The sequence below is a fragment of the Nonomuraea sp. NPDC049695 genome, from assembly GCF_040674955.1.
In the GTDB taxonomy this organism is placed as follows: Bacteria; Actinomycetota; Actinomycetes; order Streptosporangiales; family Streptosporangiaceae; genus Nonomuraea; species Nonomuraea helvata.
This window is the reverse complement of sequence record NZ_JBFANV010000036.1, coordinates 21,934-47,787: the sequence shown is the minus strand read 5'-3', so window position 1 is coordinate 47,787 and position 25,854 is coordinate 21,934. Positions and strand designations below refer to the sequence as shown.

34 protein-coding genes and 1 pseudogene are annotated in these 25,854 nt (G+C 68.9%); 21 read left to right on the top strand and 14 right to left on the bottom strand.

Features of this window, described 5'->3' with window-relative positions; genetic code table 11:
- Positions 1-11 precede the first annotated feature (11 nt).
- Genes AB0J64_RS28570 through AB0J64_RS28555 form a run of 4 tightly spaced genes read left to right on the top strand, consistent with a single transcriptional unit; the run spans position 12 to position 3,203 of the window.
- The gene (locus AB0J64_RS28570) at positions 12-545 is read left to right on the top strand and encodes a tetratricopeptide repeat protein (RefSeq protein WP_364033148.1); all 534 of its coding nucleotides are present in this window, start codon (positions 12-14) and stop codon (positions 543-545) included.
- 10 nt (positions 546-555) lie between these two features.
- Positions 556-1,755: a histidine kinase gene (locus tag AB0J64_RS28565; RefSeq protein ID WP_364033145.1), complete on the top strand. Its 1,200-nt coding sequence runs from the start codon at positions 556-558 to the stop codon at positions 1,753-1,755.
- Positions 1,752-2,447: a response regulator transcription factor gene (locus tag AB0J64_RS28560; RefSeq protein WP_364033142.1), complete on the top strand. Its 696-nt coding sequence runs from the start codon at positions 1,752-1,754 to the stop codon at positions 2,445-2,447. The genes AB0J64_RS28565 and AB0J64_RS28560 overlap by 4 nt, the downstream gene beginning before the upstream one ends.
- 42 nt (positions 2,448-2,489) lie before the next feature.
- Positions 2,490-3,203: an FkbM family methyltransferase gene (locus tag AB0J64_RS28555; RefSeq protein WP_364033139.1), complete on the top strand. Its 714-nt coding sequence runs from the start codon at positions 2,490-2,492 to the stop codon at positions 3,201-3,203.
- Positions 3,204-3,239: 36 nt separating this feature from the next.
- Here AB0J64_RS28555 and AB0J64_RS28550 read toward each other — a convergent pair whose 3' ends face one another.
- The 4 genes from AB0J64_RS28550 to AB0J64_RS28535 all read right to left on the bottom strand — a co-directional run bounded on the left by AB0J64_RS28550 (position 3,240) and on the right by AB0J64_RS28535 (position 6,615).
- Positions 3,240-3,665, bottom strand: a complete 426-nt coding sequence (locus AB0J64_RS28550) for a YciI family protein (RefSeq protein ID WP_364033136.1) — start codon at positions 3,663-3,665, stop codon at positions 3,240-3,242.
- A 4-nt stretch (positions 3,666-3,669) separates the two neighbouring features.
- The gene (locus AB0J64_RS28545; RefSeq protein ID WP_364033133.1) at positions 3,670-4,824 is read right to left on the bottom strand and encodes an FAD-dependent oxidoreductase; all 1,155 of its coding nucleotides are present in this window, start codon (positions 4,822-4,824) and stop codon (positions 3,670-3,672) included.
- A gap of 55 nt (positions 4,825-4,879) precedes the next feature.
- Positions 4,880-5,752 (bottom strand): RNA polymerase sigma factor SigJ, encoded by an 873-nt coding sequence (gene sigJ, locus AB0J64_RS28540; RefSeq protein WP_364033130.1) that lies wholly within the window; start codon positions 5,750-5,752, stop codon positions 4,880-4,882.
- A gap of 119 nt (positions 5,753-5,871) precedes the next feature.
- Positions 5,872-6,615, bottom strand: a complete 744-nt coding sequence (locus AB0J64_RS28535; protein WP_364033127.1) for an SDR family NAD(P)-dependent oxidoreductase — start codon at positions 6,613-6,615, stop codon at positions 5,872-5,874.
- A gap of 186 nt (positions 6,616-6,801) precedes the next feature.
- Between AB0J64_RS28535 and AB0J64_RS28530 the strand changes: the two genes are divergently transcribed.
- Together AB0J64_RS28530 and AB0J64_RS28525 are read left to right on the top strand one after the other, a co-directional pair.
- Positions 6,802-7,734, top strand: a complete 933-nt coding sequence (locus tag AB0J64_RS28530; protein ID WP_364033124.1) for an NAD(P)-dependent oxidoreductase — start codon at positions 6,802-6,804, stop codon at positions 7,732-7,734.
- Positions 7,731-8,654: an RNA polymerase sigma-70 factor gene (locus AB0J64_RS28525; protein WP_364033121.1), complete on the top strand. Its 924-nt coding sequence runs from the start codon at positions 7,731-7,733 to the stop codon at positions 8,652-8,654. The genes AB0J64_RS28530 and AB0J64_RS28525 overlap by 4 nt, the downstream gene beginning before the upstream one ends.
- A 45-nt stretch (positions 8,655-8,699) precedes the next feature.
- Here the strand turns inward: AB0J64_RS28525 and AB0J64_RS28520 are convergent, their stop codons facing one another.
- Entirely contained in the window at positions 8,700-9,317 is a 618-nt protein-coding gene (locus tag AB0J64_RS28520; protein ID WP_364033118.1) for a LysE family translocator, read from the bottom strand.
- The gene (locus tag AB0J64_RS28515; protein ID WP_364033115.1) at positions 9,314-10,063 is read right to left on the bottom strand and encodes a metallophosphoesterase; all 750 of its coding nucleotides are present in this window, start codon (positions 10,061-10,063) and stop codon (positions 9,314-9,316) included. The genes AB0J64_RS28520 and AB0J64_RS28515 overlap by 4 nt, the downstream gene beginning before the upstream one ends.
- 82 nt (positions 10,064-10,145) lie before the next feature.
- Between AB0J64_RS28515 and AB0J64_RS28510 the strand changes: the two genes are divergently transcribed.
- From AB0J64_RS28510 to AB0J64_RS28500, 3 genes are all read left to right on the top strand, one after another.
- Positions 10,146-10,748 (top strand): CGNR zinc finger domain-containing protein, encoded by a 603-nt coding sequence (locus tag AB0J64_RS28510; RefSeq protein WP_364033112.1) that lies wholly within the window; start codon positions 10,146-10,148, stop codon positions 10,746-10,748.
- Positions 10,745-11,434: an RraA family protein gene (locus AB0J64_RS28505; protein ID WP_364033110.1), complete on the top strand. Its 690-nt coding sequence runs from the start codon at positions 10,745-10,747 to the stop codon at positions 11,432-11,434. Before AB0J64_RS28510 ends, AB0J64_RS28505 begins: the two co-directional genes overlap by 4 nt.
- 118 nt (positions 11,435-11,552) lie before the next feature.
- Positions 11,553-12,029, top strand: coding sequence for a hypothetical protein (locus AB0J64_RS28500; protein ID WP_364033108.1), 477 nt, complete (start codon positions 11,553-11,555; stop codon positions 12,027-12,029).
- Between the two features lie 30 nt (positions 12,030-12,059).
- Here AB0J64_RS28500 and AB0J64_RS28495 read toward each other — a convergent pair whose 3' ends face one another.
- Entirely contained in the window at positions 12,060-12,923 is an 864-nt protein-coding gene (locus tag AB0J64_RS28495; RefSeq protein ID WP_364033106.1) for an NAD(P)H-binding protein, read from the bottom strand.
- Positions 12,924-13,041: 118 nt separating this feature from the next.
- On the opposite strand from AB0J64_RS28495, the gene AB0J64_RS28490 reads away from it, so the two are divergent.
- From AB0J64_RS28490 to AB0J64_RS28450, 9 genes and pseudogenes are all read left to right on the top strand, one after another.
- Positions 13,042-13,497 carry a MarR family winged helix-turn-helix transcriptional regulator gene (locus AB0J64_RS28490; protein ID WP_364033103.1) on the top strand — a complete coding sequence of 152 codons (456 nt, stop codon included), beginning with the start codon at positions 13,042-13,044 and terminating at the stop codon, positions 13,495-13,497.
- A 180-nt stretch (positions 13,498-13,677) separates the two neighbouring features.
- The gene (locus AB0J64_RS28485; protein WP_364033100.1) at positions 13,678-14,733 is read left to right on the top strand and encodes a M24 family metallopeptidase; all 1,056 of its coding nucleotides are present in this window, start codon (positions 13,678-13,680) and stop codon (positions 14,731-14,733) included.
- Between the two features lie 122 nt (positions 14,734-14,855).
- Entirely contained in the window at positions 14,856-15,764 is a 909-nt protein-coding gene (locus AB0J64_RS28480) for a MerR family transcriptional regulator (protein WP_364033097.1), read from the top strand.
- Between the two features lie 19 nt (positions 15,765-15,783).
- Complete coding sequence (locus AB0J64_RS28475; protein ID WP_364033095.1) at positions 15,784-15,954, top strand: hypothetical protein; 171 nt, start codon at positions 15,784-15,786, stop codon at positions 15,952-15,954.
- On the top strand, positions 15,951-16,736 hold the full coding sequence (locus AB0J64_RS28470; RefSeq protein WP_364033092.1) for an MOSC N-terminal beta barrel domain-containing protein: 786 nt from the start codon (positions 15,951-15,953) through the stop codon (positions 16,734-16,736). The genes AB0J64_RS28475 and AB0J64_RS28470 overlap by 4 nt, the downstream gene beginning before the upstream one ends.
- Positions 16,737-16,890: 154 nt before the next feature.
- Positions 16,891-17,149: pseudogene (locus AB0J64_RS28465) on the top strand (transposase); the annotation flags it as partial.
- Positions 17,150-17,301: 152 nt separating this feature from the next.
- The gene (locus tag AB0J64_RS28460; protein WP_364033089.1) at positions 17,302-17,487 is read left to right on the top strand and encodes a hypothetical protein; all 186 of its coding nucleotides are present in this window, start codon (positions 17,302-17,304) and stop codon (positions 17,485-17,487) included.
- A 9-nt stretch (positions 17,488-17,496) separates the two neighbouring features.
- The gene (locus AB0J64_RS28455; RefSeq protein WP_364033086.1) at positions 17,497-18,147 is read left to right on the top strand and encodes a hypothetical protein; all 651 of its coding nucleotides are present in this window, start codon (positions 17,497-17,499) and stop codon (positions 18,145-18,147) included.
- 121 nt (positions 18,148-18,268) lie between these two features.
- Positions 18,269-19,144 carry an alpha/beta hydrolase gene (locus AB0J64_RS28450; RefSeq protein ID WP_364033083.1) on the top strand — a complete coding sequence of 292 codons (876 nt, stop codon included), beginning with the start codon at positions 18,269-18,271 and terminating at the stop codon, positions 19,142-19,144.
- 71 nt (positions 19,145-19,215) lie between these two features.
- Here the strand turns inward: AB0J64_RS28450 and AB0J64_RS28445 are convergent, their stop codons facing one another.
- The 3 genes from AB0J64_RS28445 to AB0J64_RS28435 all read right to left on the bottom strand — a co-directional run bounded on the left by AB0J64_RS28445 (position 19,216) and on the right by AB0J64_RS28435 (position 21,294).
- Positions 19,216-20,157, bottom strand: coding sequence for a GNAT family N-acetyltransferase (locus AB0J64_RS28445; protein WP_364033080.1), 942 nt, complete (start codon positions 20,155-20,157; stop codon positions 19,216-19,218).
- A 50-nt stretch (positions 20,158-20,207) separates the two neighbouring features.
- A complete protein-coding gene (locus tag AB0J64_RS28440) occupies positions 20,208-20,645 on the bottom strand; it encodes a DNA-binding protein (protein ID WP_364033077.1) in 438 nt (145 codons plus the stop codon).
- 76 nt (positions 20,646-20,721) lie between these two features.
- The gene (locus tag AB0J64_RS28435) at positions 20,722-21,294 is read right to left on the bottom strand and encodes a TetR family transcriptional regulator (RefSeq protein ID WP_364033074.1); all 573 of its coding nucleotides are present in this window, start codon (positions 21,292-21,294) and stop codon (positions 20,722-20,724) included.
- A 72-nt stretch (positions 21,295-21,366) separates the two neighbouring features.
- Between AB0J64_RS28435 and AB0J64_RS28430 the strand changes: the two genes are divergently transcribed.
- Positions 21,367-21,939 (top strand): dihydrofolate reductase family protein, encoded by a 573-nt coding sequence (locus AB0J64_RS28430; protein WP_364033071.1) that lies wholly within the window; start codon positions 21,367-21,369, stop codon positions 21,937-21,939.
- 17 nt (positions 21,940-21,956) lie between these two features.
- A complete protein-coding gene (locus AB0J64_RS28425; protein WP_364033068.1) occupies positions 21,957-22,115 on the top strand; it encodes a hypothetical protein in 159 nt (52 codons plus the stop codon).
- A 185-nt stretch (positions 22,116-22,300) separates the two neighbouring features.
- On the opposite strand, the gene AB0J64_RS28420 is transcribed toward AB0J64_RS28425, so the two are convergent.
- The 3 genes from AB0J64_RS28420 to AB0J64_RS28410 form a co-directional block, all read right to left on the bottom strand.
- Positions 22,301-22,810, bottom strand: coding sequence for an NUDIX domain-containing protein (locus tag AB0J64_RS28420; RefSeq protein ID WP_364033065.1), 510 nt, complete (start codon positions 22,808-22,810; stop codon positions 22,301-22,303).
- Positions 22,811-22,885: 75 nt separating this feature from the next.
- Complete coding sequence (locus AB0J64_RS28415) at positions 22,886-23,230, bottom strand: hypothetical protein (protein ID WP_364033062.1); 345 nt, start codon at positions 23,228-23,230, stop codon at positions 22,886-22,888.
- Positions 23,231-23,237: 7 nt separating this feature from the next.
- Positions 23,238-24,182 (bottom strand): hypothetical protein, encoded by a 945-nt coding sequence (locus AB0J64_RS28410; protein WP_364033059.1) that lies wholly within the window; start codon positions 24,180-24,182, stop codon positions 23,238-23,240.
- A 101-nt stretch (positions 24,183-24,283) separates the two neighbouring features.
- Between AB0J64_RS28410 and AB0J64_RS28405 the strand changes: the two genes are divergently transcribed.
- Complete coding sequence (locus AB0J64_RS28405; protein WP_364033295.1) at positions 24,284-24,457, top strand: hypothetical protein; 174 nt, start codon at positions 24,284-24,286, stop codon at positions 24,455-24,457.
- Here AB0J64_RS28405 and AB0J64_RS28400 read toward each other — a convergent pair whose 3' ends face one another.
- Complete coding sequence (locus AB0J64_RS28400) at positions 24,458-25,765, bottom strand: aspartyl protease family protein (protein WP_364033056.1); 1,308 nt, start codon at positions 25,763-25,765, stop codon at positions 24,458-24,460.
- Between the last annotated feature and the right edge of the window lie 89 nt (positions 25,766-25,854).

Here is a 25,854-nt window from a genome sequence, read left to right as displayed (position 1 = left end):
ACTGTTGGGCCGTGCTCTTACAAGCCATCAACCAGCTCATCACGTACGACGACCGGCAGCGGATGGTCCCCAGCGACCGCGACCAGCTCACCGCGCTCGTCGACGCGGCCCGCGCCCAGGAACCCAGCGACTACACCTCGCTGCGCGCGCTCGGGGTCGGGCTGCTGGTTCTGGGCGAGTACGCCGCCGCGATCGACCACCTCAACCGTGCGCTCGACCTGGCGGACACAAGCGGCAGGCGGATCGCGGCGTCGATCAATCTGGCCGACACGTACCGCTACTCAGGTGACGCGGCGACCTCGGAGACTCTCTGCCGCGCGATGCTCGCCCTCGCGAGGAACGAAGTACCCGAGATGGTGTACTTCCCGCTCCAGCATCTCGGCAAGACCCTCGCCGACCTGGGTCGCACCCAGGAGGCGCGCGAAGTGCTGGAGGAAGCCCTGGCTCTGCGCATGGCCGAGGACGACCCTGAGCTGATCGCCAGAAGCCAGGCGGCCCTACGACTTCTCGACAGTGAAGACAGCCGGCGTACGGGGGCCGCATAGGGTGTGATCCGTGGGGGTGTTCGGGGAGGCGCACGCGATCCGGTTACCCGTCTCGCCCGGCACGGAGCGGCCGATGCTGCGCCGCTGGCCGTTCGCCGCGACAGCCGGCGCGCTCCTGGTCTACAACTCGATGCTGCTGGCGGGCAGCGCCGGGTTCGGGGCGCTCGCCGTACCGGCCGCAGCCCTGCTTGCCGGGCCGGTGCTGTGGGCGTGGTACCGGCCGGTGGCCGCGTGGTGCGCCATGGTCGTGGCGCAGGTCGCGCTCACCGGGCTTGGAGTGGCGCTGGACAGCCCGTTCCCGTTCGTGCCCCAGCCGTGGTTGCTCAACCAGACCCTGGCTCAGCTCCCGGTGATGTACGTGCTGGCGCTGTCCTCACCCCGGCGCGTGACCACGATCACCTTTGGCGTGACGTTCGCGGCCGGGAGCGCCGTGACAGCTTCGCAGGGCATGGAGCCGGACCGGTTGGCGCGAGGCCTGCTGAGCTGGGTGCTGGCCCTCCTGGTCGCCACGGTGCTCGGTCACGCCAGGCGTATGCGGCTGCTGGACACCCTACGGGTCGCCGAGGAACTCGGCCGGTTGAAGGTCCTGGAGGAGCGTTCGCGCATCGCGCGGGAGTTGCACGACGTCGTGGCCCACCACATGTCGGTGATCGCCGTGCAGGCGGCCAGCGCCCCGTACCGGATCGAAGGGGGCGTGAGCGAGGCGGCCGCGAAGGAATTCGCGGCCATCAACGCGGCCGCCCGCGCGTCGCTGCGTGACATGCGGCACCTGCTCGGCGCGCTGCGCGGCTCCGACGAGGCGCCCACCACCGCGCCGCAACCGGGGCTGCGCGATCTCGATGCGCTCGTGGAGTCGGTACGGCGGGCGGGCGTGCCCGTGAAGCTGGTGATCGGCGATCCGCCCCCGGCGCCGTCGCCGGTGGTGTCCCTCACCGCGTACCGGATCGTCCAGGAGGCGCTGAGCAACGTCGTACGGCACGCCCCCGGCGCCGCGACGACCGTCACCATCGACGACGCCGGCGACGAGCTGACCGTGGAGGTCGAGAACGAGCGGCCCACCGGCACGACCACGCCCCCGGCCGGGTCGGGGCTCGGGCTGGTCGGCATGCGCGAGCGAGTGACGGCGCTGGGCGGGCGGCTCACGGCGTCCGCAGCGGAAGGAGGCGGCTTCACCGTACGCGCGAGCCTGCCGAAGGGAGACGGCGAATGATCACGGTGCTGGTCGCCGACGACCAGGCGATGATCAGGGCCGGGTTCGCGGCACTGCTCTCCGCGCAGCCCGACCTCCAAGTGGTCGGCGAGGCCGCGGACGGCCTGGAAGCGGTGGCGGCGGCCCGCGAGCTGCGGCCCGACGTCGTGCTCATGGATGTACGCATGCCGAACCTCGACGGTCTCGAGGCCACCCGGCGCATCACCGGGATCGGGCGTGGGACGAAGGTGCTGATCCTGACCACGTTCGACATCGACGACTACGTCTACGCCGCCCTGCGCGGCGGCGCCGGCGGTTTCCTGCTCAAGGACGCTCCCCCGGCCGACCTCATCACCGCCGTCCGCGTCGTCGCCGGCGGCGAGGCGCTGCTCGCGCCCTCGGTCACCCGCAGGCTCATCGAGGAGTTCACGGCCCGGCAGCCCATCGACGAACGGGAGGCGCTGCGGCTCAACGCGCTGACCGCGCGCGAGCTGGACGTGCTCAGGCTCGTGGCGGCCGGGCTGGCCAACGCCGAGATCGCCGAAGAGCTGACCATCGCGGAGGAGACCGTGAAGTCGCACGTGGGGCGGATCTTCACCAAGCTGCACCTGCGCGACCGGGCGCAGGCGGTGGTGCTCGCCTATGAGAGCGGGCTCGTCGTGCCCGGCTCTCACTCCGCAGGGGTACGGCGCAGCCCCCGACTGCGCTCCTGAGGGGGATCCGCCGCCGCCCGCACTCCGCCTACGGTCGCCGGCATGAAGAGATTGGGAGCCGCGGCCGCGCTGCTCAGAGCGGCGGCGACGGTGTCGCTCAGCGAGCCGGAGCTGCTCGGGCTGGCAGAGTTCGTACGGCCAGGGGCGGTCTGCTTCGACATCGGGGCCGCGTACGGGATGTACACCTATCCGCTGGCCAGGCTCGCCGGTCCGGCCGGGCGGGTGCACAGCTTCGAGCCGCTGCCGGTGCCGTACCGGATCCTGGAAACGGGACGGCGCGCGGCCGGCGCGCGGAACATACAGGTCACCAACGCGGCGATCGGCTCATCCACCGGCTGGCGGCGGCTGACGCTGCCCTACCGCTTCGGCCTGCCGATCCACGGCCGGGCGCACGTTCAGGAGGGGCTGAAGCACCCCGGACGGTTCACCGCCACCAGGACGCTGGAGGTGCCCATCTACACCGTCGATCGCGTGTGCGAGCTGCGCGAGATCTCCCGGGTGGACTTCATGAAGATGGACGTGGAGGGGTTCGAGCCGGAGGTGCTCAAGGGCGCCGAGTGGACGATCGCGCAGCACCGGCCCACCTTGCTGCTGGAGATCGAGGAGCGCCATCTCGGCAAGTACGGCCAGAGCGCCGCCGATGTGGCGAGCTCGCTGATCGAGCGCGGCTATCACATGCACGTCTGGCATCACGCACGCTGGAGCCGGACGGAGAAGGTGAGCACACGGCGGCACAACTACCTGTTCACGCGGTAGCCCCCGGTCGACCGCTCACCCCCTACAGCCCGTTCATCACCGCCGCCCGCCGAACTCCCAGTCGTGGACCTCGATGTCGGCGTACCGCTCCCGGGTCAGGACGGCGCGTGCCGCGTCCGGGTCCGTCGCCCGGAGCAGCACCGCCGTACCCAGCCAGGTGGCGCCGTCGTCGGACAGCAGCGGCCCGTACGCGATCAGCTCGTCCCGGTCGGGCGGCGGGACAAGGTCGGCAGCCTGCCCGGAGCCGAGGCCCAGCACCAGATACCGGTGGCCGCCTTCTCGGCCGCCGGGGAAATCCCACATGGTGCGCCCGAGCACGTTGCGCCATCGGCGCAGCATCACGTCCCGGTACACACCGGCCTGGTAGTTGGGCTCGTCGAAGACGAACGCACGCGCGGTGGCGACATCCGGCAGGTCCACGATGTGCACGCTGCCGGTGGCCGTGTCGCTAGTACCTATCAAGGGATCATGCGGCGGGGGCGGTCTTCTCCTCGTCGCGGGGGAAGAAGGGCAGCTCCAGGTAGACCCGGTCGGCGGCGGCGAGGATCCTCGCGGCGTCGTCCACGGGCGGGTGGATGTGCTGGTTGATCCGCTTCTTGACGTCCGCGCCGTCGGCGCCCGAGGCCATCACCCTGCGGTCCCAGCCCCGGGTGAAGACGGCACCGGCGCCGCCCAGGTCCAGACAGGTGACGTACGGACCGGGGGTGAAGTCGCGCAGCGGCAGGTCGAGCAGGTCGGCCGCCGCGTTGTACCCGGCGACCTTGCCGAGCGGGGTGGCGTGCTGGCATGCCTGCATGACCGTGTGCTCGGCGTCGAACGCCGCCGCGGCCGTGTCCCCGGCGACGAACACCTCGGGAAGGGCGCGCAGCCGCTGGTCCACCGGGACCCGGCCGAGGTGGTCGAGCTCGTCGGAGATCTGCCGGGTGAGCTCGCTGGCCCTGATCCCGACGGACCAGACCACCGCGTCCGCCTCGGCCCTGGTGCCGTCGGAGAGGACGGCGTATCCGTCGCCGACCTCCGTCACCGTGGTCCCGAGGCGGCGTTCGACGCCCAGTTCGTCCAGCGCCGCCTCGATCTCCGCACGCGGGCCGGGCCCGAGTGGCTCTGCGACCACCTCCGACCGGTCCACCAGCAGCACCCTGCCCCGGGCGGCCAGCGCGGTCGCGGCCTCCAGGCCGACGAACCCGGCGCCGACGACCACGGCGGAGAAATCCTCCCGGTCGCGCAGGTGCTCGGCGAGCCGCCGGGCCCCGTCCAGGGTGTCGATGTCGAAGAGCCGTTCAGCGCCGGGCAGGCCCTCAGGCTGAACGAGCTTGCTGCCCGCCGCCAGCACCAGGCGGTCGTAGCCGATCTCCTCGCCGTCGGCCACCACCACGCGGCGGCCGGTGTCGATCGTGCTCACCGAGGCCCGCAGGTGCTCGACGCCGATCGGCTCGAGGATCCTGCGTAGCTCCACCTTGGCCAGGTCCGGCTCCGGCTCGTACAGGCGCGGCCGCAGCACCAGGTGCTCGTTCGGCGCGATGAGCGTGATGCGCAGGTCCGCGTCCCCGCGTGCCAGCGCCGCTCCCGCCGCGCTCCACACGCCCGCGAAACCGCCTCCGATGATCACAACGTGTGCCACTGTCTCGTCCTTCTCTCACCCGGGGATGGTTCGGCAGGGAGACAAGATGGCGGGTTCAGATGTGACCGAGGTGGGCGAGCTTCTCCGGATTCACCAGTCTCCTGAACGCCGTGATCCGCCCGTCGGCGACCTCCACGGTGTCGAGCCAGACCAGCTCGCCGCCGCGGTAGGTCGCCAGGGCCGGATGACCGTTCACCTCGATGAGCTGGAACGCGTCGGGGCGCCTGATCTCGATCTGCCTGACCGCCAGCAGGGCGATCGTCTCGGCGCCCTGGACCGGCCTGCGCGCGGCGGTCACCTTTCCGCCGCCGTCGGCGACATAGACGGCCTCGGGGTGCAGCAGCCCGACGAGCGCGGCCATGTCCCCCGCGTCGGCGGCCGCCTTGAACGCCTTGAGCACGCGTTCGGTCTCGGCCCTGGACGCCCGGGGCCGCTCCTTGACCTCGGCGACCCGCGCCCGCGCGCGGGAGGCGAGCTTGCGGCCGGCAGCGGGCGTGCCGCCGAGCACCTCGGCGATCCGGCCGAACGGGAAGTCGAAGACGTCGTGCAGCACCAGCGCGACGCGTTCAGCAGGAGTGAGCCGCTCCATGACCACCAGCATCGCGATGGTCACCGACTCGTCCATGAGCACCTGAGCCGCGGCGTCGGGCCCGGTCAGCAGCGGTTCGGGCAGCCAGGGTCCGACATAGGACTCGCGGCGGACGCGCGCCGACTTCAGCACGTTGTAGGACGTCCGGGCGGCCAGGGTCACCAGCCAGGCCCGCAGATCCCGCACCGCGGACAGGTCGGCGGCGGCGGCGCGCAACCAGACCTCCTGCGTCACGTCCTCGGCCTCGGCCACGGTGCCGAGGATGCGGTAGGCCGCCCCGAAGACCGCCGGGCGATGCGACTCCCAGTTGGCCTCCGTCAACGCGCCGACCAGCTCCATCCTCGGCCTCCTGCCCCTCGGATCAGCGATCGACCTCCGATTCTAGGCAGACGATCTTCTGACTCCGAAGCGTCCTCCACCCCGTGGCGCCCCTCGACCGCAGGTTGATCGCGCGTCGGTCACCAGGCGACGGGGCCAAGGCGATCGATGAAGATCCCCGTCGGCCCGTCTGCGTCGATCATCGCGAGCTTGACGATCGGGTCGGTACCCTCGGTGACCGTCAGCTGGCCGGTGTGATGGTTCATGTCGGTGGCGGTGAACTTGCGGTTGGCGACTTCTCCAGGAGTGATCACGTTGAATTTGATCTGCGGGAGCGCCTGGGCGTACCGGACGGTGATCATGTTCAGCGCCGCCTTCGACGAGCTGTAGGCGAGCTCGTGCATTTTCGAGACGGGCTGGTCCGGGTCGGTCACGACCGCGAAGGAACCGCCGCCGCTGGACACCATCACCACCCGCGGATTGTCCGCCGCCTGCAGCAGGGGAAGGAAGGCGTGCGTGACCCTGACCGGTCCGTACACGTTGGTGTCGTAGACGGAGTGAAGTTCGCCGGCCGTCGCGTCCGCAGGCGGGACGGCCCTTCCCGGCGCACCGGCGTTGTTGATGAGAACGTCCAGCCGGTCGGTGTGCTTGCGGACGAGCCGTACGGCATCCGCCACCGACTCGTCCGAGGTCACGTCCAGCGGGACCATGACCACGTTCGCGCCACCGTCGGCCAGCTTGGCGGCAGCCGCCCGTCCTCGCTCTTCGTCACGCGAGCCGAGGAAGATCGTCCAGCCCTGCTCCCCGAGCCGCCGGGCCGTCTCAAAACCGAGCCCCTTGTTGCCTCCGGTGATCAGCACCGAGGTCTGTTCCGAGTTCGTCATGCTCTCTAAGACGAGACACCCCGCTGAGCTGTGACACGGTGTGAGGGCTCTCACACCCGGGAGCCTGTAGCGGGATGAGGGCGTACCCGAGAGGGCCGTACGGGCGCGGGCGTTCGGAGATGTCACTGGCGGGGGTTGCTGTCTCGTCCAGAGGGTGCAGGCAGTCCTCGGCCAAGGAGATTGATCATGCGGGTGTTCGTGGCAGGCGGGAGCGGGGCTCTGGGGCAGCGGCTGGTGTCGCAGCTCCTGGCGCGAGGCCATCAGGTGACGGCCACGACGACGAGCGCGGCCAAGGTGGGGTTGCTGGCGGGATTGGGCGCGGAGGGGGTGGTGATGGACGGGTTGGATGCGATGTCGGTCGGTGAGGCGGTGGCCACGGCTCGGCCGGACGCGATCGTGCATCAGATGACCGCGATTTCGCCGGCTCATGCGGGCAAGCCCGACATGAAGCACATCGACCGCTGGTTCGCCAGGACCAACCGGCTGCGCACGGAGGGGACGGACCATCTGCTGGCCGCCGCCGAGGCCGCTGGGGTCTCCCACGTCGTCGCGCAGAGCCATGCCTCATGGAACGGCATCCGGCAGGGCGGATGGGTGAAGACCGAGGAGGACCCGCTGGACCCGGAGGAGGGAACAGCGGCGCACGCAGGGGCGGCGGCGATCCGCCATGTCGAGGAGGTGGTCGTCGAGGCCGGCGGTGCGGCCTTGCGCTATGGCGCGCTGTACGGGCCTGGGGCCGTCGACGACCAGGTCGAGCTCATCCGCAAGCGGCAGTTCCCGCTGGTGGGAGGCGGTACCGGCTACTCCTCCTGGGTGCATCTGGACGACGCGGCGAGTGCTACGGTCCTGGCGGTGGAGCGGAAGGCCAGAGGGGTGTTCAACATCGTGGACGACGAACCGGCCCCAGCCGGCCAATGGCTGCCGTATCTGGCGGAGTGCGCGGGCGCGAAGCGGCCGAGGCGGGTGCCCACCTGGCTGGCCCGGCTGCTGGCCGGACAGGTGGCGGTGACGATGATGACCGAGGGCCGCGGCTTCTCCAACGCCAAGGCCAAGCGGGAGCTCGGCTGGCAGCTGCGCTACCCCTCGTGGCGGCAGGGTTTCAAGGAGGAGCTGGCATGAGCAGGGCTGAGCAGTTTCAGGAGCTGCGGTCGCTGCTGTTCTCGATCGCCTACCGGATCCTGGGCAGCGTGAGCGAGGCCGAGGACGCGGTCCAGGAGACCTGGCTGCGCTTCGAGGCCACCGCGACGGAGCCCAGGTCGGCCAAGGCGTTCCTGTCGGCCACGGTGACCCGGATCTCGATCGACGTGCTGCGCTCGGCCCGCGTCCGGCGGGAGGAGTACGTCGGGCCGTGGCTCCCCGAGCCGCTGCTCGCCGACCCTTACCAGGACCCGGAGCGGTCGGCGGAGCTGGCCGACTCGCTGTCGATGGCGGCCTTGGTGCTGCTGGAGCGGCTGTCCCCGCTCGAACGGGCGGTCTTCGTGCTGCGGGAGGTGTTCGACTTCGGCTTTCCCGAGGTCGCGTCGGCCGTGGGGCGCTCGGAGGCGGCGTGCCGCCAGCTGGTGGTACGGGCGCGGCGCCATATGGCCGCAGGCAGGCCCCGCTTCGAGGCGGACCGCAAAGAGCGGGAAGAACTGGCGTCGCGGTTCTTCGACGCCCTCCGCGAAGGCGACGTCGCCGGCCTGCAGACTCTGCTGGCTGCCGACGTATCGATGGTCAGCGACAGCGGCGGCAAGGCCCCGCGCCTGGCCAAGGCCGTCATCGGCGCCCAGAACGTGGCCCGGCTGCTCGCCTCCGTCTTCCCCCGGATGGCCCTGATCGGCGTGACGGGTGAGCCGCACGAGGTCAATGGCCAGCCGGGCGCGATCTTCCGCGACCGGGACGGCAAGGTGCTCCACACCCTGACGCTCGACGTACTCGACGGGCAGATCCAGACCGTCCGCGCGGTGATCAACCCCGACAAGCTGGGGCACATGGGCCCGGTGGCAGACGCCTGGGCAATCGACCGCGAGGTAAGACAGGCACGCCGAACCACGCACTAGCAGGGTCCGCGGGTGCGCCGCCGATGCCGCCGATCGCGACGTCGCCTACGTCGTGGCGGCCCGGACGCCGAGGACGACGAGCACCACCGCCGTCACCTTGCCCACCGCTCGCTTGAAGCGGGCCTTGTGCACGATGTGCGCGCCTTGGTGAATCAGGACCGTCCAGGTCAGCAGCCACACCGCCATCAGCAGGGCATGGGCGGTGGCCAGAGTGAGGATCTGCCCGCCGAAGGGACGGCCGGGCAGGATGAACTGCGGTACCAGGGTCAGATAGATGGAGGCCGCCTTCGGGTTGAGTACGTTCGCGAGCACCGCTTGGGCGTAGACGGAACCGGTCGGGTTCGGCTGGTCCGCCGGCGCGGGAGGAGGGATCAGGGTGGTGGAGCGCCAGGTCCACAGGCCCAGGCCGACGAGGTAGGCCGCGCCGATGAGCTTGACGGCGGTGAAGGCCTGGCTGGAGCGCATGACCAGCGCCGACAGGCCGGCGATGGCCAGGGCCGCGTGGGCGTACAGGCCGCTGACCGTACCGAGGATGACGGGGAGAGCCTGGCGGCGACCGCCGGCTGTGACGTGCTGGATCAGCAGGGTCAGACTGGCGCCCGGGGTGGCGATGATGGGCAGGACCGCCAGCAGGAACGCGGCGACCGCGTACGGGTGGATCATGCCTGGAGCACGACGCGGTAGTGGGTGGTCAGGCGGCGGTCGTCGTCCAGGATGTGGAAGGCGAGGCCGGGCGGTTGTTCGCGGTCGGCGGGCTGGTCGCCCTCCCACGGCAGGCGCAGGGTCCACGTGACGGCCGGTCCGACGATCAAGGGGCGGCCGGCGAAGGTGGACGCGGCCGCGGTGTGAGCGTGGCCGGTGAGTACGGCGACGACCTGCGGGTGAGCGTCGAGCAGCGCGGCCAGGTCGCCGGGCGACTCCAGCCGCCCGGAGTCGGGCAACGGGTGGTGGAGTTCGACGGGCGGCTGGTGGAAAGCGATCAGCGCGGGCGTGTCCGGGGCGAGCCCGTCCAGAGTGGCGCGCATCCAGTCGAGGGTTTCGGAGTCGAGGCGGCCCTCGTCGCGGCCGGGGATGGTGGCGTCGCACATCAGGATGGCGGTGCCGGCGATGTGGTGCACCTGGTTGACGGGGCCGGGGCCGGGTGGCTGCCGCAGCAGTGCCTTGCGGTACGCGGGGCGGACGTCGTGATTGCCAGGGCAGGTGAGCACGGGGAAGGGTGCGGCCAGGATCTGGGCGGCCTGCTCGTACTCGGCCTCCTCTCCGTGATCGGCGATGTCCCCGGTGACGAGCAGGGCGTCGACTGGGCGGGGCAGGGCCCGCAGGTAGTCCATGACCTGGGTGGCGCGCCGGGTCGCCTTGTCGGTGCCATCGAGGTGCAGGTCGCTGATCTGGGCCAGCAGCAACGTCATTGTGTGGTCCTCCACCAGGCTTCTAATGGTTAAATGAGATTTAGCGTTAGGGACCATAGGGCACGGAGAGGACGAGGTTCAAGTGGAGCGCTGGCCGGCCCTGGAACTGGCGAGCACGATTCGCCACGACGGCGACGGCGGCGTCGCCGACGATCTGGCGACGGCGCAGAGCATGGCCCGCTGGATCCACCAGCAGGCCGACCTGCTGGGCACCCACGTCGACGTCGCAGGGCTCTCGATGGACGAGAGGCTGAGGAGCGAGATCGTCGAGCTGCGCCGGGCCGTACGGGCGCTGTTCGCGCAAGCGGTCAGCCCGGCACCGCCGAGCCGGGCCGACGCCCACCGGCTGATGCCTGTGGAGCAGGCGCTGGCGCACCTCAATGCGGCGGCCGCCCGTGAAGCCATCGTTCCGCAACTTGCCTGGCCCGCGGGCGGGACACCCCGTACGGGATTGTTGTCGAACGAACGCGACGCAGGCATCCGACTGATCGCAGCCCTGGCGCGGGCCGCCATCGATTTCCTGAGCGGTCCGCAGCGTGAGCAGCTGCGGGCCTGCAACGCACCGCGCTGCGTACGCTATTTCGTCAAGAGCCACGGGCGGCAGGAATGGTGCAAACCGTCATGCGGCAACCGCGCCCGGGCTGCACGCCACTACCAGCGCCACAACGCCACGACTGCCCAGTGAACGATGACGGCTCCACGTCGAGAAGCCAGGAAGAAGAGATGAGCGACTTCGCTGAGTTCGGGAACGTACCCTCCACCACGCTCGCCGACATCCTCGGACGCGAGCAGGTCATGGACTACGGTGTTCGCCCGCTGTGGTCCGACATTCCGCGCGTGGCCGGGCCGGCGTTCACCGTCCGGTGCCCGGCCGGAGACAACCTCATGCTGCACGCCGCCATTCATCGTGCGGAACCTGGTTCGATCATCGTTGTCCAATCGGGCGACGTTGATTACGCGCTCGCCGGAGGAAACGTGTGCGCTGTCGCGCAACGTCGCGGAATCGCCGCCATCGTCACCGACGGAGTGATCCGTGACCTGGGTGAAGTGCGCCAGATGCGCTTTCCTGTCTTCGCCAGAGGGATCATTCCCATCCCCGGGACCAAGTCGGCCGTCGAGCCGCTCAACGTTCAGGTGCGGTGCGGCGGCGTGCAGGTGAATGCCGGCGACATCGTGGTGGCCGACGAGGAGGGCATCGTGGTCACGCCGAGGGCGCGTCGGGACGAGGTGCTCGCCGCCGCCAGGGCGAAGCTGGCCAAGGAGGCCGGCGAGTCCCTCGACGTTTGGGAGGAGGCACATCGCACTCGCATCAACAAGATCCTTGCCGACCAGGGCTTCGAAGAGTCGACCGACCCGGAACCAGGCGCTTGACGATGTGACCAGGAGGTATCGCTGTGGGCGCTCGTCTCAGCTCCGTGGATTGGTTACGTTCATGGAGTCGACGGGCGCTTGCCGGCGCCCCTCGGGCTCGCGGATGAGGTGACTGCCAGTGGAACATCGATCAGGCAGCGATGTGCCCAACCTAGATGAGCTCGCGGAGCTGCGGGCTCGGGCTGATGCCGGCGATCGGCGCGCGGCAGGGCGGTTGGGGGAACTGCTGGTCAAGCAGGGCGATCTGGAAGACGCCGTGCGGGTATGGGGCCAGGCCTATGGCGACGACTCGCCCACGACCAGGCGGTTGGCTCAGCTGCTGGCCGAGCGTGGCGATCTGGAAGGCGCGGTGCGGGTGTGGAGGTTCTCGGACCAGGTGTGGCAGAACCCGGCCGGTCTCCAGACGGAGTTCCTGGACACCCTCGATGGCTGCGAACGGTTGGAACGGCAGGACGACCCTGAGGACTGGGCCTTCATGGAGGCGGAGCAGTTGGCCGGGCTGCTGGCCGAGCGAGGCGATGAGGCTGCGATCGCGGAGCTGCAGGCTCGGGCCGATGCCGGCGACCCGGCTGCGGCGAAGCGGCCGGCCGGCTGAGCCGCTGAACCACCAGCACGTTCCCGCCGGTCAGGCGGTGGCGGGGAGTCGGAATGCATGGGCGTTGCGAGCACACCAGTCGGCGAAGGTCTTCGGTCTGCGCCCGAGCAGTCGGTGCACGGTGTCCGTACGGAACCCGACGGTGTCTGCACGCATGAGGGTGAATCCCTCGATGATGGCGTCAGCGAGCGCAGGAGGCGCTCCGTTGGGGAAGCGGGAGCGGACGGCCTCGGCTGGTGTGGCCACCGTACGCACCTCGATGTCCCGGCCGGCTGCGGCGGCGAGGATCCGGACCTGCTCGGCGATGGTGAGCGCCTCTTCTCCGGTGATGACGTACTCCTCTCCCTGATGGCCGTCCTCGGTGAGGGCGAGGGCGGCGACGGCGGCGATGTCCGCGGGGTCGATCGGCGCGTACCGGCCAGGCCCGACCGGGTCGAGGACGAAGCCTCCTTCGCGGATGGTGGGCAGCCAGTCGAAGGCATTGGTCATGAAGCCGCCGGGTCGTAGGAACGTGGCGGGAATGCCCGTGGCGCGGATGATTTCCTCCCGTTCGTGGTGCCAACGCCCCATGGCGGGCATCGGGTCGCCGAGGACGTTGAACGAGGACAGGTGCACGATGTGCTGCACGCCTACGGCCTTGGCGGCGGTCAGAGCGTGGGCCGTGTGGTCGAGCCCGATGCCCGGCGTGAGCAGGAACAGCTTGTCGACGCCGTCGAATGCGGGTGTGAGCGTTTCAGCCTTGTCCAGGTTGCCGAGCACGCGTTCCGCGCGTTCGGGCAGGTCGGCGGCGCGAGCCGGGTCACGGACCAAGATCCGGAATGCGGCGCCCATCGCGTCGAGTGTGTGGACGAGTTCGCGGCCGACGTTTCCGGTGGCACCGGTGATGAGTAGCATAGGAAGCCCCAGATCGTTTACGGGTTAACGACTTTCGAGGCGAAACGCTAACCGGTTAACGATCTACCTGTCAACAGCGGCCCATCGGCCGATCCCCCACAGCATCGGAGGCTGTCAGGTGCCCGAGTTCCTCGACCTGCACAGCAAGACGTCGAAGGCGTTGCGGGCCGCGGCCGAGGCCGCGATGCAGCGTCATGGCCTGCACCTCGGGCAGAACCACCTGCTCGCGGTGCTATGGGAACGCGATGGCAGCACACCGGGAGAGATTGCCGCCGCGGTGAACGTGACGACGCCTGCCGTGGTGAAGATGGCCGGGAGGATGGCCGAAGCCGGGCTGATCACCCGTCGCCGCGACGACCGGGACAACCGCCTGGTCCGGCTGTGGCTGACCGATGCGGGACGCGCGCTGCAGGAGCCGATCGAAACCGAACGACGCTTGATCGAGGACAAGGTCACCGAAAATCTCACCGAGACCGAGCGCCGGCACCTGATGACCGCTCTGGCGAAGATCTACCGGTCGGCGAGCGATCTGTTGAGCGCCCCGATCGAGCACGGTGATACAGCCACGAGCTAGCTAGCGAGGAGCCATAATCAGGCCGGGGCTCCACAAGCATGGTCCTCACGAGGAGCGCGCTTCGCGCGAGGCCGGGAATTTCGGTCAGCTCGCTCTGTCGTCAACGAGCGGCCGCGGTGGCGGCCACCAAGGGCGACGACGTTGACCTGTACCTCAGGGGGCGGGTTTAGGGTTTCGGTCATGTCTGATAACGCTGTCGTTCTGTTCTCCTATGGCACGCTGCGTCGGCGCGAGGTGCAGCTGTCGGTGTTCGGCCGCGAGGTCAGCGGCACTCCGGACCGGTTGCCCGGCTACCGGCTGTCCATGGTGGAGATCACCGATCCGCAGGTCATCGCGATCAGTGGCGCCAAGCATCATCCGATTTTGCAGGCCACGGGAAACGCCGCCGATGTCGTGGAGGGCACCGCGCTCCGGCTGAGTGTGGACGAACTCGCCGCTGCCGACGACTACGAGGTCGACGACTACCAGCGTGCTCTCGTACCGCTGGCGTCGGGTCTGCACGGCTGGGTGTACGCGGCTGGTCACGATGGGACGACGACATCTTCCGGACCGGACGAGGCTCGGCGGGTCGCGGGTCTGGTGGCGGCGCAGGAGAAGGCCATCGCCCTGTTCGCCGAGGTGGAGGCGCGCGGGCTGGTCGCCCCTGGAGTGGGGGAGCGGGAGGCGAGCGATCGCATCCGGGACCTGGCCAACGACATGTTCGGCACGACCAAGCACTGGCACAAGCGGATCATTCGCTCCGGGCCCAACACTCTGCTCCCGTACCGGGACAACCCACCCGACCGCATCATCGGCGAGGACGACGTCGCCTTCGCCGACTTCGGCCCGATCTTCGAGGAGTACGAAGCCGACTTCGGCCGCACGTACGTCTTCGGCGACGACCCGGACAAGCACCGCCTGCTGCACGACCTGCCGCGTGTCTTCGACGCCGGACGCGCTGCGTTCGCGGCCGATCCGGATATCACCGGCCGGCAACTGTACGCCGAGGTGGCACGGCTGGCGGGCGAAGCCGGCTGGGAGATCGGCATCTGGCACGCCGGGCATCTCGTGGGGGAGTTTCCGCACGAGGTGAACGACGGCGCGAAGGCGGAGTCCTACATCACCCTGGAGAACGACACCCCGCTGCGGCGCACCGACCGGGCGGGGCGGGCCTGTCACTGGATTCTGGAGCTGCACTTCGTGGACCGGGCTCGCGGCTTCGGCGGCTTCTACGAGCAACTGCTCGATCTGGCCTGACCACCGCCCGGCCGTCGCCGCATCGGTGGCCCGTTTCGGAACGCTGGCCCCCTCGTGGACGCAGGTCGGCGAGGACGGACTCGTTGACCTGTACCTCGAAGCGCGGGTTTAGGGTTCCGGTCATGCGAGTGGGGGAGTTGGCGCGGCGTACCGGTGTCACAGTGCGGGCGTTGCGCTACTACGAGGAGGTCGGCCTGGTCGTCCCGCGCCGCTGCGCCAACGGCTACCGCGACTACGACCCGATCGCGGTGCGGCTGGTGGAGCAGATCCGGTCGCTGATGGCGTTGGGCCTTCCGGTGGAGGAGACGCGGCCGTTCGTCGAGTGCCTGATCAGCGGCGCCGACGCTGGTGATCTGTGTCCGGCGTCGCTGGCCACGTACCAGCGGGCCATCGACCAGTTGGAGCAGCGCATCAGGCAGCTCGCCGACCAACGAGACGCGCTACGCGCCCAGCTCGACACGGCCGCACAGCTCATGATGCGGCCGCAGTCCGGTCGGCGGCGGGCCATCGCGGCAGTGGACCCGGCCAGGCTGCTCGGAGCCGAGCTGCCGGATCTGGAGCTCGTGGCCACCGATGGGAGCCGGGTCCACGTCCAGGCGCTCGGCCAGGGGCGCAGCGTGCTGTTCGGGTATCCGCTGACCGGACGGCCGGGCGTGGACCTGCCGCAGGGATGGGAGACGATACCGGGCGCGCGGGGCTGCACCGAGCAGGCGTGCGGGTTCCGCGACCATCACGCCGACCTGCTGAAGGCCGGGGCGGCGCGGATCTACGGGCTGTCGGCACAGTCGAGCGGGTATCAGCGGGAGGTGGTGCACCGGCTCCGGTTGCCGTACCCGCTGTTGGCCGACCCGCGCCTGACCCTGGCCGCCGCTCTCGGCCTGCCCACGTTCGATGCCGGCGAGATGACGCTGTATCGCCGGCTGACCCTCATCGTGGTCGACGGCCGGGTCGAGCACGTGTTCTTTCCCGTCGAAGAGCCGGCCGGCCACGCCGAACAGGTCATGCGATGGCTGGCGGAGCATCAGGTCTGACGAAGGGAAGGCAGTCCCCGTGGTGCGATCTCTCCTGGCGGCCGTGGCGGTCCGCGCTTGGCTGACCGTGGTCCCAGGGCCGGGTATGACAGTGCCGAGCAGCAGCGCACCGAGCGGCGACCGAACCGCGGGCGCGGTGTACCTGGTGCTGCACGGCTCCGGGCTGCGGCCGGCGATGGAGGGCAGATGAGCGCGAACCGGCGCCTGTACTCCTGCCTCTGCGCGGACACACCGGGCCGAGCGGCGCCGTCGCCCCTGCCGGTGGGCCAGGTCGTCGAGCTGGCGCGGTATCCGGTGAAGTCCATGGGGGGTGAGCGGCTGACCCATGCACGCTTCACCGCCGACGGCGTTTCCGGGGACCGAGGCTGGGCCGTCTACACCGACGACGGCGGGATCGGCAGCGGCAAGACCACCCGTCGCTTCCGCCGTATCGACGGTCTGCTCACCCTGCGCGCCCGCCTGGAGACTTCAGAAGACGGCGAAGTGCCGCTGGTGGTCCTCCCGGACGGGCGGGAGCATCGTACCGACGACCCGGCAGCCGCTCAGGTGCTCAGCACGCTTCTGGACCGGCCACTGCACCTGCGCCGGCAGTCCTCCGTGCCGCACCACGACGAGGCCCCTGTTCATCTCGTCACCACCGCCGCCGTGCGCAAGCTGGAACGGTTGCTCGGCGAACCCGTCGATGTCGCCCGCTTCCGCGCGAACATCGTGCTGGAGGCGGAAGGCGCCGACTTCATCGAGGACGACTGGCAGGGCCGCCATCTCACCATCGGCGACCAGGTAGAACTGTGTCTCGGGCCGGGAATGCCCCGCTGCGTCATGGTCGGCATACCTCAGCCCCACCACGGGCTGGGACCCGATGCGCAGCTCCTCAAGCTGCTCGGACACGCGCACCAGGTACGGTTCGGCCTGCAAGCCGGCGTCGTGCGCGGCGGCACCGTCCAGCGGGGAGACCTCGCCGTTCTCCGCTAGGAACTGTCTTCAAAGAGATCTTGGGTTCGGCAGCATGGCCTGGTGATTCGCCGTCATGAGCTGACCGACCAAGAGTGGGAGATCCTCAGGGAGTTACTCCCGGCCGGGCGGATGGGCCGTCCGCGAGAGGATGACCGGCGGGTGCTGAACGGCATCGCGCCAGCACGCGGCCGGGGCCCGAAAAGGGGGGCCGGACGGCTGCGGATCACGCCCTCGGACGATCCCGAGGTGGACTGACCAGCAAGATCCACCTGGCGTGCGACGGGCAGGGCCGGCCGCTGGTCTTTGTCGTCACGGGCGGCAACGTCAACGACTGCACCCGGCTGCCCGAGGTGCTGGCCGCCGTCCAGGTCCCTCGCATGGGGCCTGGACGGGCACGCACCCGCCCGGACCACGTGGTGGCCGGCAAGGGCTACAGCTCCCGCGCCATCCGCGCCTACTTGCGACGACGCGGTATCGGCCACACCATTCCGAGCGGGCAGACCAGATCGCCGGCCGCTTACGGCGCGGCAGCCGCGGCGGACGGCCGCCCGTCTTCGACCGCGACATCTACCGGAACCGCAACGTGGTGGAGCGTTGTTTCAACCTGCTCAAGCAGTTCCGCGGCCTGGCGACCCGCTACGACAAGACCGCAACGTCCTACACCGCCGCGGTCACCATCGCTTCTCTCCTGCTTTCGCCTTGCCGCTCTGTTCATTGCATCTCCGGCAGGGTTCGGTCGAAGGACTCATATGGGCAGGACGGTATATAGGTTGAGGTCGTGGATCTTCCTTCCTATTGGCTGCCCCGGCCGCCCTTCAGCCCGGACGACAAGACCCTGGCAGAATTCGCCTCGTTACTCGCCGATGCGGTTGCCCAAGGGCCTGACAAGCCCATTCCCTATACCTTGGCCGCACCGAAGTGGCAGTTCCTCTGCTACGTCGCCGAGCAAGCCGGATACGTTCTCCACGGCTCGAACAATCCCTCGATCGAGCGCTTCGATCCACGCCGGTCCTACGACAGCGACGCCTTCGGCAATCGCACAGCCGTCTATGCCGCGTCGGACGGCATCTGGCCGATGTTCTACGCGATACTCAACCGCGATCATCCGCTGTCGATGGTGAACTCATGTAGCGACTTGGCAGGCAAGACCTGCTACTACTTCTCCATCAGCCGGCCCGTACTCGACCTCGACCCATGGCACGAAGGAACGGTCTATCTCCTGTCCGCCGAGGGGTTCGAGCATCAACCTCCGATACGAGGAATCCGCCAGCGCCAGGTGGTCAAACTGACGTCGGCCCAGCCGGTGGCCAAGCTCCGGGTGCTTCCCGAGAAATTCCCATCCCTCAGTGACGTGCGTGGACACGACGACGCGGTGATTCAGGCCCGCTCCACTGCTGACCCCGACGGCTTTCCCTGGATTGATGACTGACCGTAGAGAAACCGGACTCGGAACCACCGAGAGTCGCCGGTAGACCTCCAACCACGTGATTGATCCACCAGCCGGCCATGGCCGGCGGAAAAGTGTCGGTTGCTCATGACAGTCTGGGCCGATGGCGTCAACGATCTCAGGTTTCGACGAACGCACGGTCCGGGTGAACGATCTTGACCTCCATGTGGCTTCAGGCGGCGAGGGACCGCCGTTGCTGCTGCTTCACGGCTTCCCACAGACTCATCTGGCCTGGCGGCATGTCGCTCCGGCGCTGGCGGACCGCTTCCGCGTCATATGCCCCGACCTGCCCGGTTACGGGGCCAGCGCCAAGCCGGTGGGTGGCCACGAGCAATATGGCAAGCGTGTGACTGCGGCGACCATGGTGGCGCTGATGCGACAGCTTGGCCACGAACGTTTCAGCCTGGTCGGCCATGACCGTGGAGCGCTGGTCGCCTTCCGCGCCGCGTTGGATCACCCGGACACCGTCGATCACCTCGGCGTGATCGACGTCATTCCCACCGTCGACATGTGGGAGTCGCTGGCGGGCGTGGGTGGCGTCTTCGGCTTCCACCTGTATTTCCTCGCGCAGCTCAACGACCTGCCCGAACGGATGATCGGCGCCGACCCTGACACGTTCTTCGGCTACTTCCTCGATGCCTGGGCCGAGGCCGGCACGTTCGACGCCGAGGTCCGTGAGGCATACCTGGCCGCGACGCGCGATCCGGAAACGATCCACGCCATTTGCCAGGACTACCGGGCCAGCGCCTTCGTCGATGCGGCCCACGACAGCGAGGATCGGCAGGCCGGCCGGCGCATCAAGGCTCCTACCCTGGCGATCTGGCAGGACCCCGGCGACATGGTGCTGCCGTTTGACCCCTCGGCGGTCTGGCAGGGCTGGGCGCCGGATGTCCGCACCCTGATGCTGCCGGGTGGGCACTTTCTGCCGGAGAGTCAACCCGATGCCGTCACCGAGGCGATCAGAGACCTGATCAGTTGATCCCTGGCACTCCAGTGACGCTTCGCGGTCATGACTGGGATCTACGCTGATAGTGACATCGGCGGGCCATTTCAGTCCCAGCACATGTCGATGCGCCGGGCGAAGTTGTCGTACCCGGCATGCTCGAAGGCCCGGGCCATCGGCTCGTTCCCCAGGTCGGTGTCCGCGGTGACGCGTTCGGCGCCCTGGGCGGCCAGCAGGCGGGTTCCTTCGCCGAGCAGGTCATGGACAAAGCCCTGGCCACGATGGCCCTCGGTGACCCCGAGATAGGCGATCACGAAGCCGTTCGGGCTCTGCGCCGGAACGACCATCCCCACCGGTTCGCCGTCCGGGCGGACGCCGACCCGCCACCATTCGCGCGGGCTGGGATAGCTCAGCAACTCCTCGTGGTACTGCACACGGGCGTAGTCCTGGATGGAGGAGCGGGCCACGTCGGCCTGGCTGTAGGCATCGAGCGTGCCTGGAAGGATGCCGGTCAGAAGGACGATGGCCTCCTCCTCGTCCCTGACCGGACGGAAGGAGAGTCGCCCTCTGGGTGCGGGCAACGGTGCGTCGGACGTCCAGCGATAGCGGAGCCTCTCGACAAACACCTTGCCGCCGGTACGCCGCACCACCTCGATCCGGTCCCTTGTCCGGCGGCCGGTCTTGGAGTCGTCTCTCCAGTCCACGGGGACGGGTTGGAGGACGTATTGGGGCGGACGGGCGCCCGCCGGGAAGAGCTCGCCCAGGGCGGTGCGCAGAAGATGCTCGCCGATATCGATCCGAAGCGGGTCGTCGCAGGTGTCGTCGATGTCGAGGGTTTCCAGGACTTCCGGCTTGGTGCCGCTGCGAGACCACCAGCCGACCCGTGCCACCGGTCGACCGTTACGCAGGGCCATCCACATCCAGTCGGCTCTGCAGTGCCCGTTCCGGAGATCTTCCGCGAGGCTGTCGTTGTAGGGACCCGGCAGTGCGTTGAAGAGGTTCATCTCCTCTGGCCCGGTGATGGGGCGGAAGATCAGCTCAGAAATCACGACGTAGGACTCCAAAAGTTTCATTGGCGAAACAAGCGCATTGGCGCGTGCTACTCCGGGTCTTCGACGCGGTCCGCGAGGCGTTCGTGGCGTTGCCTGGCAGCTTGTGCGGTGCCGAGCCCGAGCCCGAACGCGATCTCCTGCCAGGTCATGCCGCGGCCCCGCGCCATCTGAAGCAGGCCGACCTCCAGCGCGTCCAGCTCCCCGCGTACCAGCGGAAGGAGGCTCAACGCCGCGGTGATGTCGGCGTGATCGACCTCCGGCTCGCCGTCATCCAGCCGTGCGGCTCCGCTGAGCAGGAACGCCACGAGCCTGACGGCTTCGTGCGGGCCGATGGCGGACGCATGGGCCTGCCGGCCGCGCTGCTCATCGGTGGCCGCGTGCCGCTCGGCGATCCGGAACAGGGACGCGTGCACGCGTTGCGCGCGCGCCTGCTCCGGATGCGGAGGAGTGAAGGGATCGGGGTGATGATCGACATTCGCAGGCATGGGGCTCACGATGCCGCAGCACTCGATTCGATGTCAACTTCCCGTTTTAAACACATTGTTTAAAATGATCCCGGCGTCAGGTGTTCAGCGACCTTCGCACGACGGCGTCCACCAGCTCGTGGATCTCTTGCTCGGTGAAGATGTCGGGCAGGGTCAGCCGCTCCACGATGAGCCAGTTCAGCGCGAGGTAGAGGAGCACCACCGAGGTCGAGTCGCCGGGCAGACCTGAAGTGGCGTGGTAGCCGATGTTGGCGTCGATGTCCTCGCGGATGCGCTTGGTCAGCACGGCTCGCAGTTCAGGGCGCCGGGTGGACTCCAGCCGGAGCTCGAGCAGGGCAAGGTAGCCGGAGTTGAAGGCGGAGACCCGATCCACCAGTTCGTGCATGAGCTCGGCATAGCGGGTTTCGTCCTGCACGCCCTCCCGGTTGCGGGCGATCGTGGCCTCGTCGGGCAGCAACCGCTCATAGATGCGTCCGCCGACCTGGGTGAACAGGTCGTCGCGGTTGGCGAAGTAGTTGGAGGCCGTGCCCGTGGGCACGGCCGCCTCGGCATCGACGGCCCGGAAGGTCAGCCCCCGCGCCCCCTCTCTGGCCAGCACCTCGATGGCCGCGTCGATCAGCGCCTGCCGCCGCTCGGGATTCTTGCGCACTTGACACCACTCCATTTGTAGTACTACGTTCAAACCACTCCAACCAGAGTACTACATACGGAGTTGATCGATATGCGGAAGCTTGTCTACTACGTCGGCGTCTCACTCGACGGCTACATCGCAGGCCCCAACGCCGAGTTCGACTTCTACCCCGTGTCGGACCAGATGGCCGCCTGGATCAACGCCCGCTACCCCGAGACGCTCCCCACCCACGTCCGCAAGCTTGTCGGCCTCGAGGGCGTGCCCAACAAGGTCTTCGACACGCTGGTGATGGGCCGTGGCACGTACGAGCCTGCCCTGGACGTCCCCACCACCAGCCCGTACTCCCACCTGCGCCAGTACGTCGTCTCCAGCACGCTGACGATCGACGACCCGACGGTGCAGGTGGAGACGGGCGATCCGATCGAGCTCATCCGACGGCTGAAGGCCGAGGACACCGGCATGGACATCTACCTCTGCGGCGGCGGCAAGCTCGCCGCCTCCCTGCTCCCGGAGATCGACGAGATCATCCTCAAGAGCTACCCCGTGGTGGCGGGTACGGGCATCCCCATGTTCTCCGGACAGTTCCGCCCCACCCTGTTCACCCCCGCCCGGCGCGAGTCCTTCGACAACGGCGCCCAGGTCACCTGGCTCACCAGGGCTTAGAACCGCAAGGAGAAAGCATGCATATCAAGCTCCCCGCCTCGATCAACCAGGCCGGCACCGACCACCGGGCCCGATCGCCGCACCGGCACGAACACCCGGCGCGCGACCTCAAGCCCACGGGCCGGACCAACCTCTCCCGCCGCCCGACCGCCGCCCCTCGCCGCAGCGGGTATTGAGCGGGCCGGGCCCGTCATCAAACGCCTTGTGGGAGCCGCAGCCGGCCGAGATATGGGGGCCGCCGGTCTCCACGGCGCCGATGATCACGGATCTGGCCGGCTCGGTGGGTCATGCAGCAACCAGAAAGGCCGCTTCCACGATCCGGGAGCGGCCTTCATCCTGGGTAGTTCAGGGGACAGGACTCCTATATGCGCAGGGCACGCGGCTCGCCTGGCGGACGTCCCCCTGCGGCCAGCACATCGGCCAACAGCTCCGAAAGCCCCACAGGCCGCAGCGTCTCTGTGGTCTCGGCTGCGACAAGCTCAGCCAAGGACCACCATCGGTGGTCAACGACTCCCTGCTCCTCGCCCGGCTCCAGGTAGGCGCGGGTGATGGTCTGCGTGCCGCGCACCCGCGCCAAGAAGTACCGCTCGTGCATGTGCAGGGGTTCGCCACCCCACCGGACGTCCGCATCGAGAGTCCACAGGCACGGCCCCCACTCGACCTCCGTCAGTCCGGTCTCCTCCAGCAGCTCCCTACGAGCGGCCTGAAGGAAGTCTTCGTCCTCCTTCAATCCCCCGCCTGGGGGCACCCAGAAGAACTCCCGGACCGGAGACCCGGGAACGACGATGACGCCGTCGTACCTGTGCCGGATCATCAGAATCCGATCGTCCTGATCCAGCAGCACAGTCCGGGCACCTTGTCGGGTCCGCATCGCTTGCTCCTATCCGGCGTAGTCATCCTCGCTCCCGGGCAGGGCCGCGAGCGACAGCCGCAGGACGCGGCCGGCTCAACCGGCCACCAGCTCGGCCAGGCCCGCACGGGCGAAGGAGAGCACCCGGTCGACCAGGAGAAGCAGGTCTTCGGTGGCGGCCTCATGGGTCATGTACAGCTCGCGCAGGCCGCCCACCACCGTGTACGCGGTCAGCCGCGGGGCCAGCGCGTCGGGCGGCAGGCCGGCATCCTTGCCGATGGCGGCGGCGATCAGGCGTTCCAGCTCGTAGTAGCTCGCGCGGGCACGGCCTCGAAGATCCTCGTCCTCGGCTATCAGTATGGCGCGCCGAGTGCGCAGCGACCAGGTCTCCCCCGGCTCGCGGCCCTGGTCGGTATGTAGGGATGCGCCTGTTCCAGCCACTCGCTGATCAGCCTTGCTCCTGTGGTCTGGCCAATGACCGCGAGCATGGCGCCCCCTCCAGTCGTTGTACTGAGAGCAAGCACGGCGTCGGCTTTCGCACCGTGGAGAAAGGCGCTGGCCTCGGTCTGGCCGGCTCCGCGCAAGCCGCTGCGGCCTCGGCCATCCCGGCTGGATCCCTACAAGCTCTCAGTACCGGCTCCCAGGGCTCGTCCGGGTCGTCAAATGACACGACCTCGCTCCAGTCAGGCACGTTGTGGATGGGGCTGGCGTCATTGGAGATCATGATGTCGGCGGCTCGTCGATAGAACTCCGCCGGGCCGGCATCGCTGCCCCATACCCGCTTGCGGTGCATGAGATCGTAAAGCTCTTGGAAATCGTCCTTCAGCCGCATGCTTGTGACGATTTCCTTGCCCCGCACAACAGAGAAGGGGCCTCGGCTTTCCCAGAGGCTTTCGTTGCGCAGATAGCCGTTGGCCAGGAGGAACCAGGCGTCCACGAGCAGGGCCAAGGGAAACCCGGCCTCCAGGGAGACGAACGGGATGTCGGGATTGATGAGGTGGACTCTTCCGCGGAGGGTCGGGCCTTCAACCTCGTTGACGGACACGATGAAAATATCGGTCACGACAGGGCTCTTTCGTTCGCCGCCGGAGTGATCAACAACATCCTGGGGTGTTCTCGAACAGGCGAAGCGCATGCGCAGGGGCGCGTCGACCGTGACCAGCAGCACGGTGCCCAGCACCAGTACGAGTGGGACGAACATCCAGGGCGCCCGCCCCCGCGCGCCTTCACCCAACAGCGCGGACCAGGTGATGGCGGGCGCCAGCCAGTACAGCGCCAGCAGCAATGCCCAGTAGGACAGGCCGGGAGCGCTCACCTCGAAGAGCGTCAGAAGCGAGGCGAGTCCGATAGCGCCGGTGAAAAGCGGGGCGAGGCGTTTGCGAGCAAGGCGCATCGGGCGATCTTGTCCTATACCGGAGGCCAAGCACATCGGTCCCGGCCGACTTAAAGATCGAGAACGAGGGGCCGAGCGTCGACGCGCGACCATAGGAGAGGATCTGCCGCAGCCCCTGCCGCAGTTGTTCGATCGACCTCCTCCGTGCCCGCTCCGGCGAGGGGGCCGTCCTCATCCGCCCCGACGGGTACGTCGCCTGGGTGGCCCGGAGCGGTCGGACGGATCTGGACGCGCTCCGGGCGGCCCTCACGACCTGGCTCGGCCCGGGGCGGTGATCAGGTGGCCTTGCCGCGGGCGAGGTAGAGCTTCATGTCGGTGAAGTCGACAGTGATGTTGTAGGGCTTCCAGAAGCAGTGGGAGAACCAGCCCATCGTGTCGAACCCCGGCCCGAAGGGCCAGCCCACGTTGATCGCCGAGTTCGGGTTCGTGTAGCAGTAGACCTCCTTGGCGACGGCGTCGCCGAGGCGGATCTCCTTCGGGTAGCAGGGGTAGACGACGGCCGGGTGGCTGCTGCCGAAGGTGCCGATCTCGCGGTCGTAGTCGGCGCGGATCCCCAGCTCCTCGCCTGTCTTCCCGCGCAGGCCGGCGGCGATCTCGCTGGTCCCGCCGAAGTTCACGCCCACCACCCCGGTGCGGGAGCCGGCGCTGCCGGTGAAGCTGCCCACGCTGTGCAGGTACTGCTCGCGGGCCAGCCACAGCGGCAGGGCCTTGGCGCCCGCGCGCGCCTTCCTGGCCGCTTCGGCGGTCCTGCGGCGCAGGATCAGCGACCGGCCCGCGTAGTCGAAGGTAGTCAGCAGGTGGTAGAAGACCCACGTGCCGATCAGGCCGTCACTGTCGGTGCCGACGTCCTCGCCCGACTCCGTCGACGACCAGCCCACGGGGACGTTGCGCAGCTCGATGCCGCCCAGCTTGAGGGAGTCCAGCACGCCGTAGTACGCCCAGATGGTGCCGTTCTCGTATTCGACCTCCTGGCTGGCGACGGGGTTCAGCCCGGCCTCCTTGGCCACCGACGCCCGCAGGCTCAGATTCGGGGCGCCGGTGTAGAACATGAAGCGCTTGGCCGGCCCGCCGTTGACCGAGGCCTCCACCAGCGGGATCGGGTCCATCTGCTGGATCGGCAGCCGCGCGGAGTCGCCGTGGACCTGGTACGCCTCGCCGCTGACCGCCGCGAACCACTTGGCGTAGCTGTCCTCGCCGGCCGCCTTCCAGTGCGGCGCGGACTGGGTGAGCTTGTCCTGCCGGATGTAGCAGTCCCCCAGGTAGGAGTTGGTCTCCTTGTCGTCGGGGGCCAGCGCGAGGGCAAGCTTGAGATACTTCTCCGCGTCGGGGAACCGGTTGGACAGCAGCGCCACGTAGCCGCGCCGTCGGGCCGCGTGCAGGTTCTTGGGGTCCGCTTTCAGAATCTCCTCGTACGCGCGGGCGGCCTGCTCGAACTTGCCGGCCTTGAACAGCGCGTCCGCGTCACCGTCGGCGGCCAGCGCCGTGCCCGCCCCGCCCAGCAGCGGCGCCGTCGCGGCCGCGCCTGCCAGCACCGCGGCACCCCGCAACACCGAACGCCTGTCCCATCCTTCGTCGTCAGCCAACGCCTTCTCCCTTTCGTGATCACATCGCTGGAACGCCCTCCACTGTCGGCCAGCGGTGTCCTCACCTCGTACGCGCCGTGTCATGGTCG

Excerpts from the sequence above, each read along its gene's own strand:
- AB0J64_RS28410 (WP_364033059.1), bottom strand. The coding sequence starts at position 24,182 with ATGCGCCTTGCTCGCAAACGCCTCGCCCCGCTTTTCACCGGCGCTATC.
- AB0J64_RS28515 (WP_364033115.1), bottom strand. The coding sequence starts at position 10,063 with ATGACGTTGCTGCTGGCCCAGATCAGCGACCTGCACCTCGATGGCACC.
- AB0J64_RS28480 (WP_364033097.1), top strand. The coding sequence starts at position 14,856 with ATGCGAGTGGGGGAGTTGGCGCGGCGTACCGGTGTCACAGTGCGGGCG.
- AB0J64_RS28495 (WP_364033106.1), bottom strand. The coding sequence starts at position 12,923 with ATGCTACTCATCACCGGTGCCACCGGAAACGTCGGCCGCGAACTCGTC.
- AB0J64_RS28525 (WP_364033121.1), top strand. The coding sequence starts at position 7,731 with ATGAGCAGGGCTGAGCAGTTTCAGGAGCTGCGGTCGCTGCTGTTCTCG.
- AB0J64_RS28535 (WP_364033127.1), bottom strand. The coding sequence starts at position 6,615 with ATGACGAACTCGGAACAGACCTCGGTGCTGATCACCGGAGGCAACAAG.
- AB0J64_RS28555 (WP_364033139.1), top strand. The coding sequence starts at position 2,490 with ATGAAGAGATTGGGAGCCGCGGCCGCGCTGCTCAGAGCGGCGGCGACG.
- AB0J64_RS28520 (WP_364033118.1), bottom strand. The coding sequence starts at position 9,317 with ATGATCCACCCGTACGCGGTCGCCGCGTTCCTGCTGGCGGTCCTGCCC.
- AB0J64_RS28440 (WP_364033077.1), bottom strand. The coding sequence starts at position 20,645 with ATGCCTGCGAATGTCGATCATCACCCCGATCCCTTCACTCCTCCGCAT.
- AB0J64_RS28420 (WP_364033065.1), bottom strand. The coding sequence starts at position 22,810 with ATGCGGACCCGACAAGGTGCCCGGACTGTGCTGCTGGATCAGGACGAT.
- AB0J64_RS28430 (WP_364033071.1), top strand. The coding sequence starts at position 21,367 with ATGCGGAAGCTTGTCTACTACGTCGGCGTCTCACTCGACGGCTACATC.
- AB0J64_RS28470 (WP_364033092.1), top strand. The coding sequence starts at position 15,951 with ATGAGCGCGAACCGGCGCCTGTACTCCTGCCTCTGCGCGGACACACCG.
- AB0J64_RS28425 (WP_364033068.1), top strand. The coding sequence starts at position 21,957 with ATGCATATCAAGCTCCCCGCCTCGATCAACCAGGCCGGCACCGACCAC.
- AB0J64_RS28530 (WP_364033124.1), top strand. The coding sequence starts at position 6,802 with ATGCGGGTGTTCGTGGCAGGCGGGAGCGGGGCTCTGGGGCAGCGGCTG.
- AB0J64_RS28560 (WP_364033142.1), top strand. The coding sequence starts at position 1,752 with ATGATCACGGTGCTGGTCGCCGACGACCAGGCGATGATCAGGGCCGGG.
- AB0J64_RS28450 (WP_364033083.1), top strand. The coding sequence starts at position 18,269 with ATGGCGTCAACGATCTCAGGTTTCGACGAACGCACGGTCCGGGTGAAC.
- AB0J64_RS28485 (WP_364033100.1), top strand. The coding sequence starts at position 13,678 with ATGTCTGATAACGCTGTCGTTCTGTTCTCCTATGGCACGCTGCGTCGG.
- sigJ (WP_364033130.1), bottom strand. The coding sequence starts at position 5,752 with ATGGAGCTGGTCGGCGCGTTGACGGAGGCCAACTGGGAGTCGCATCGC.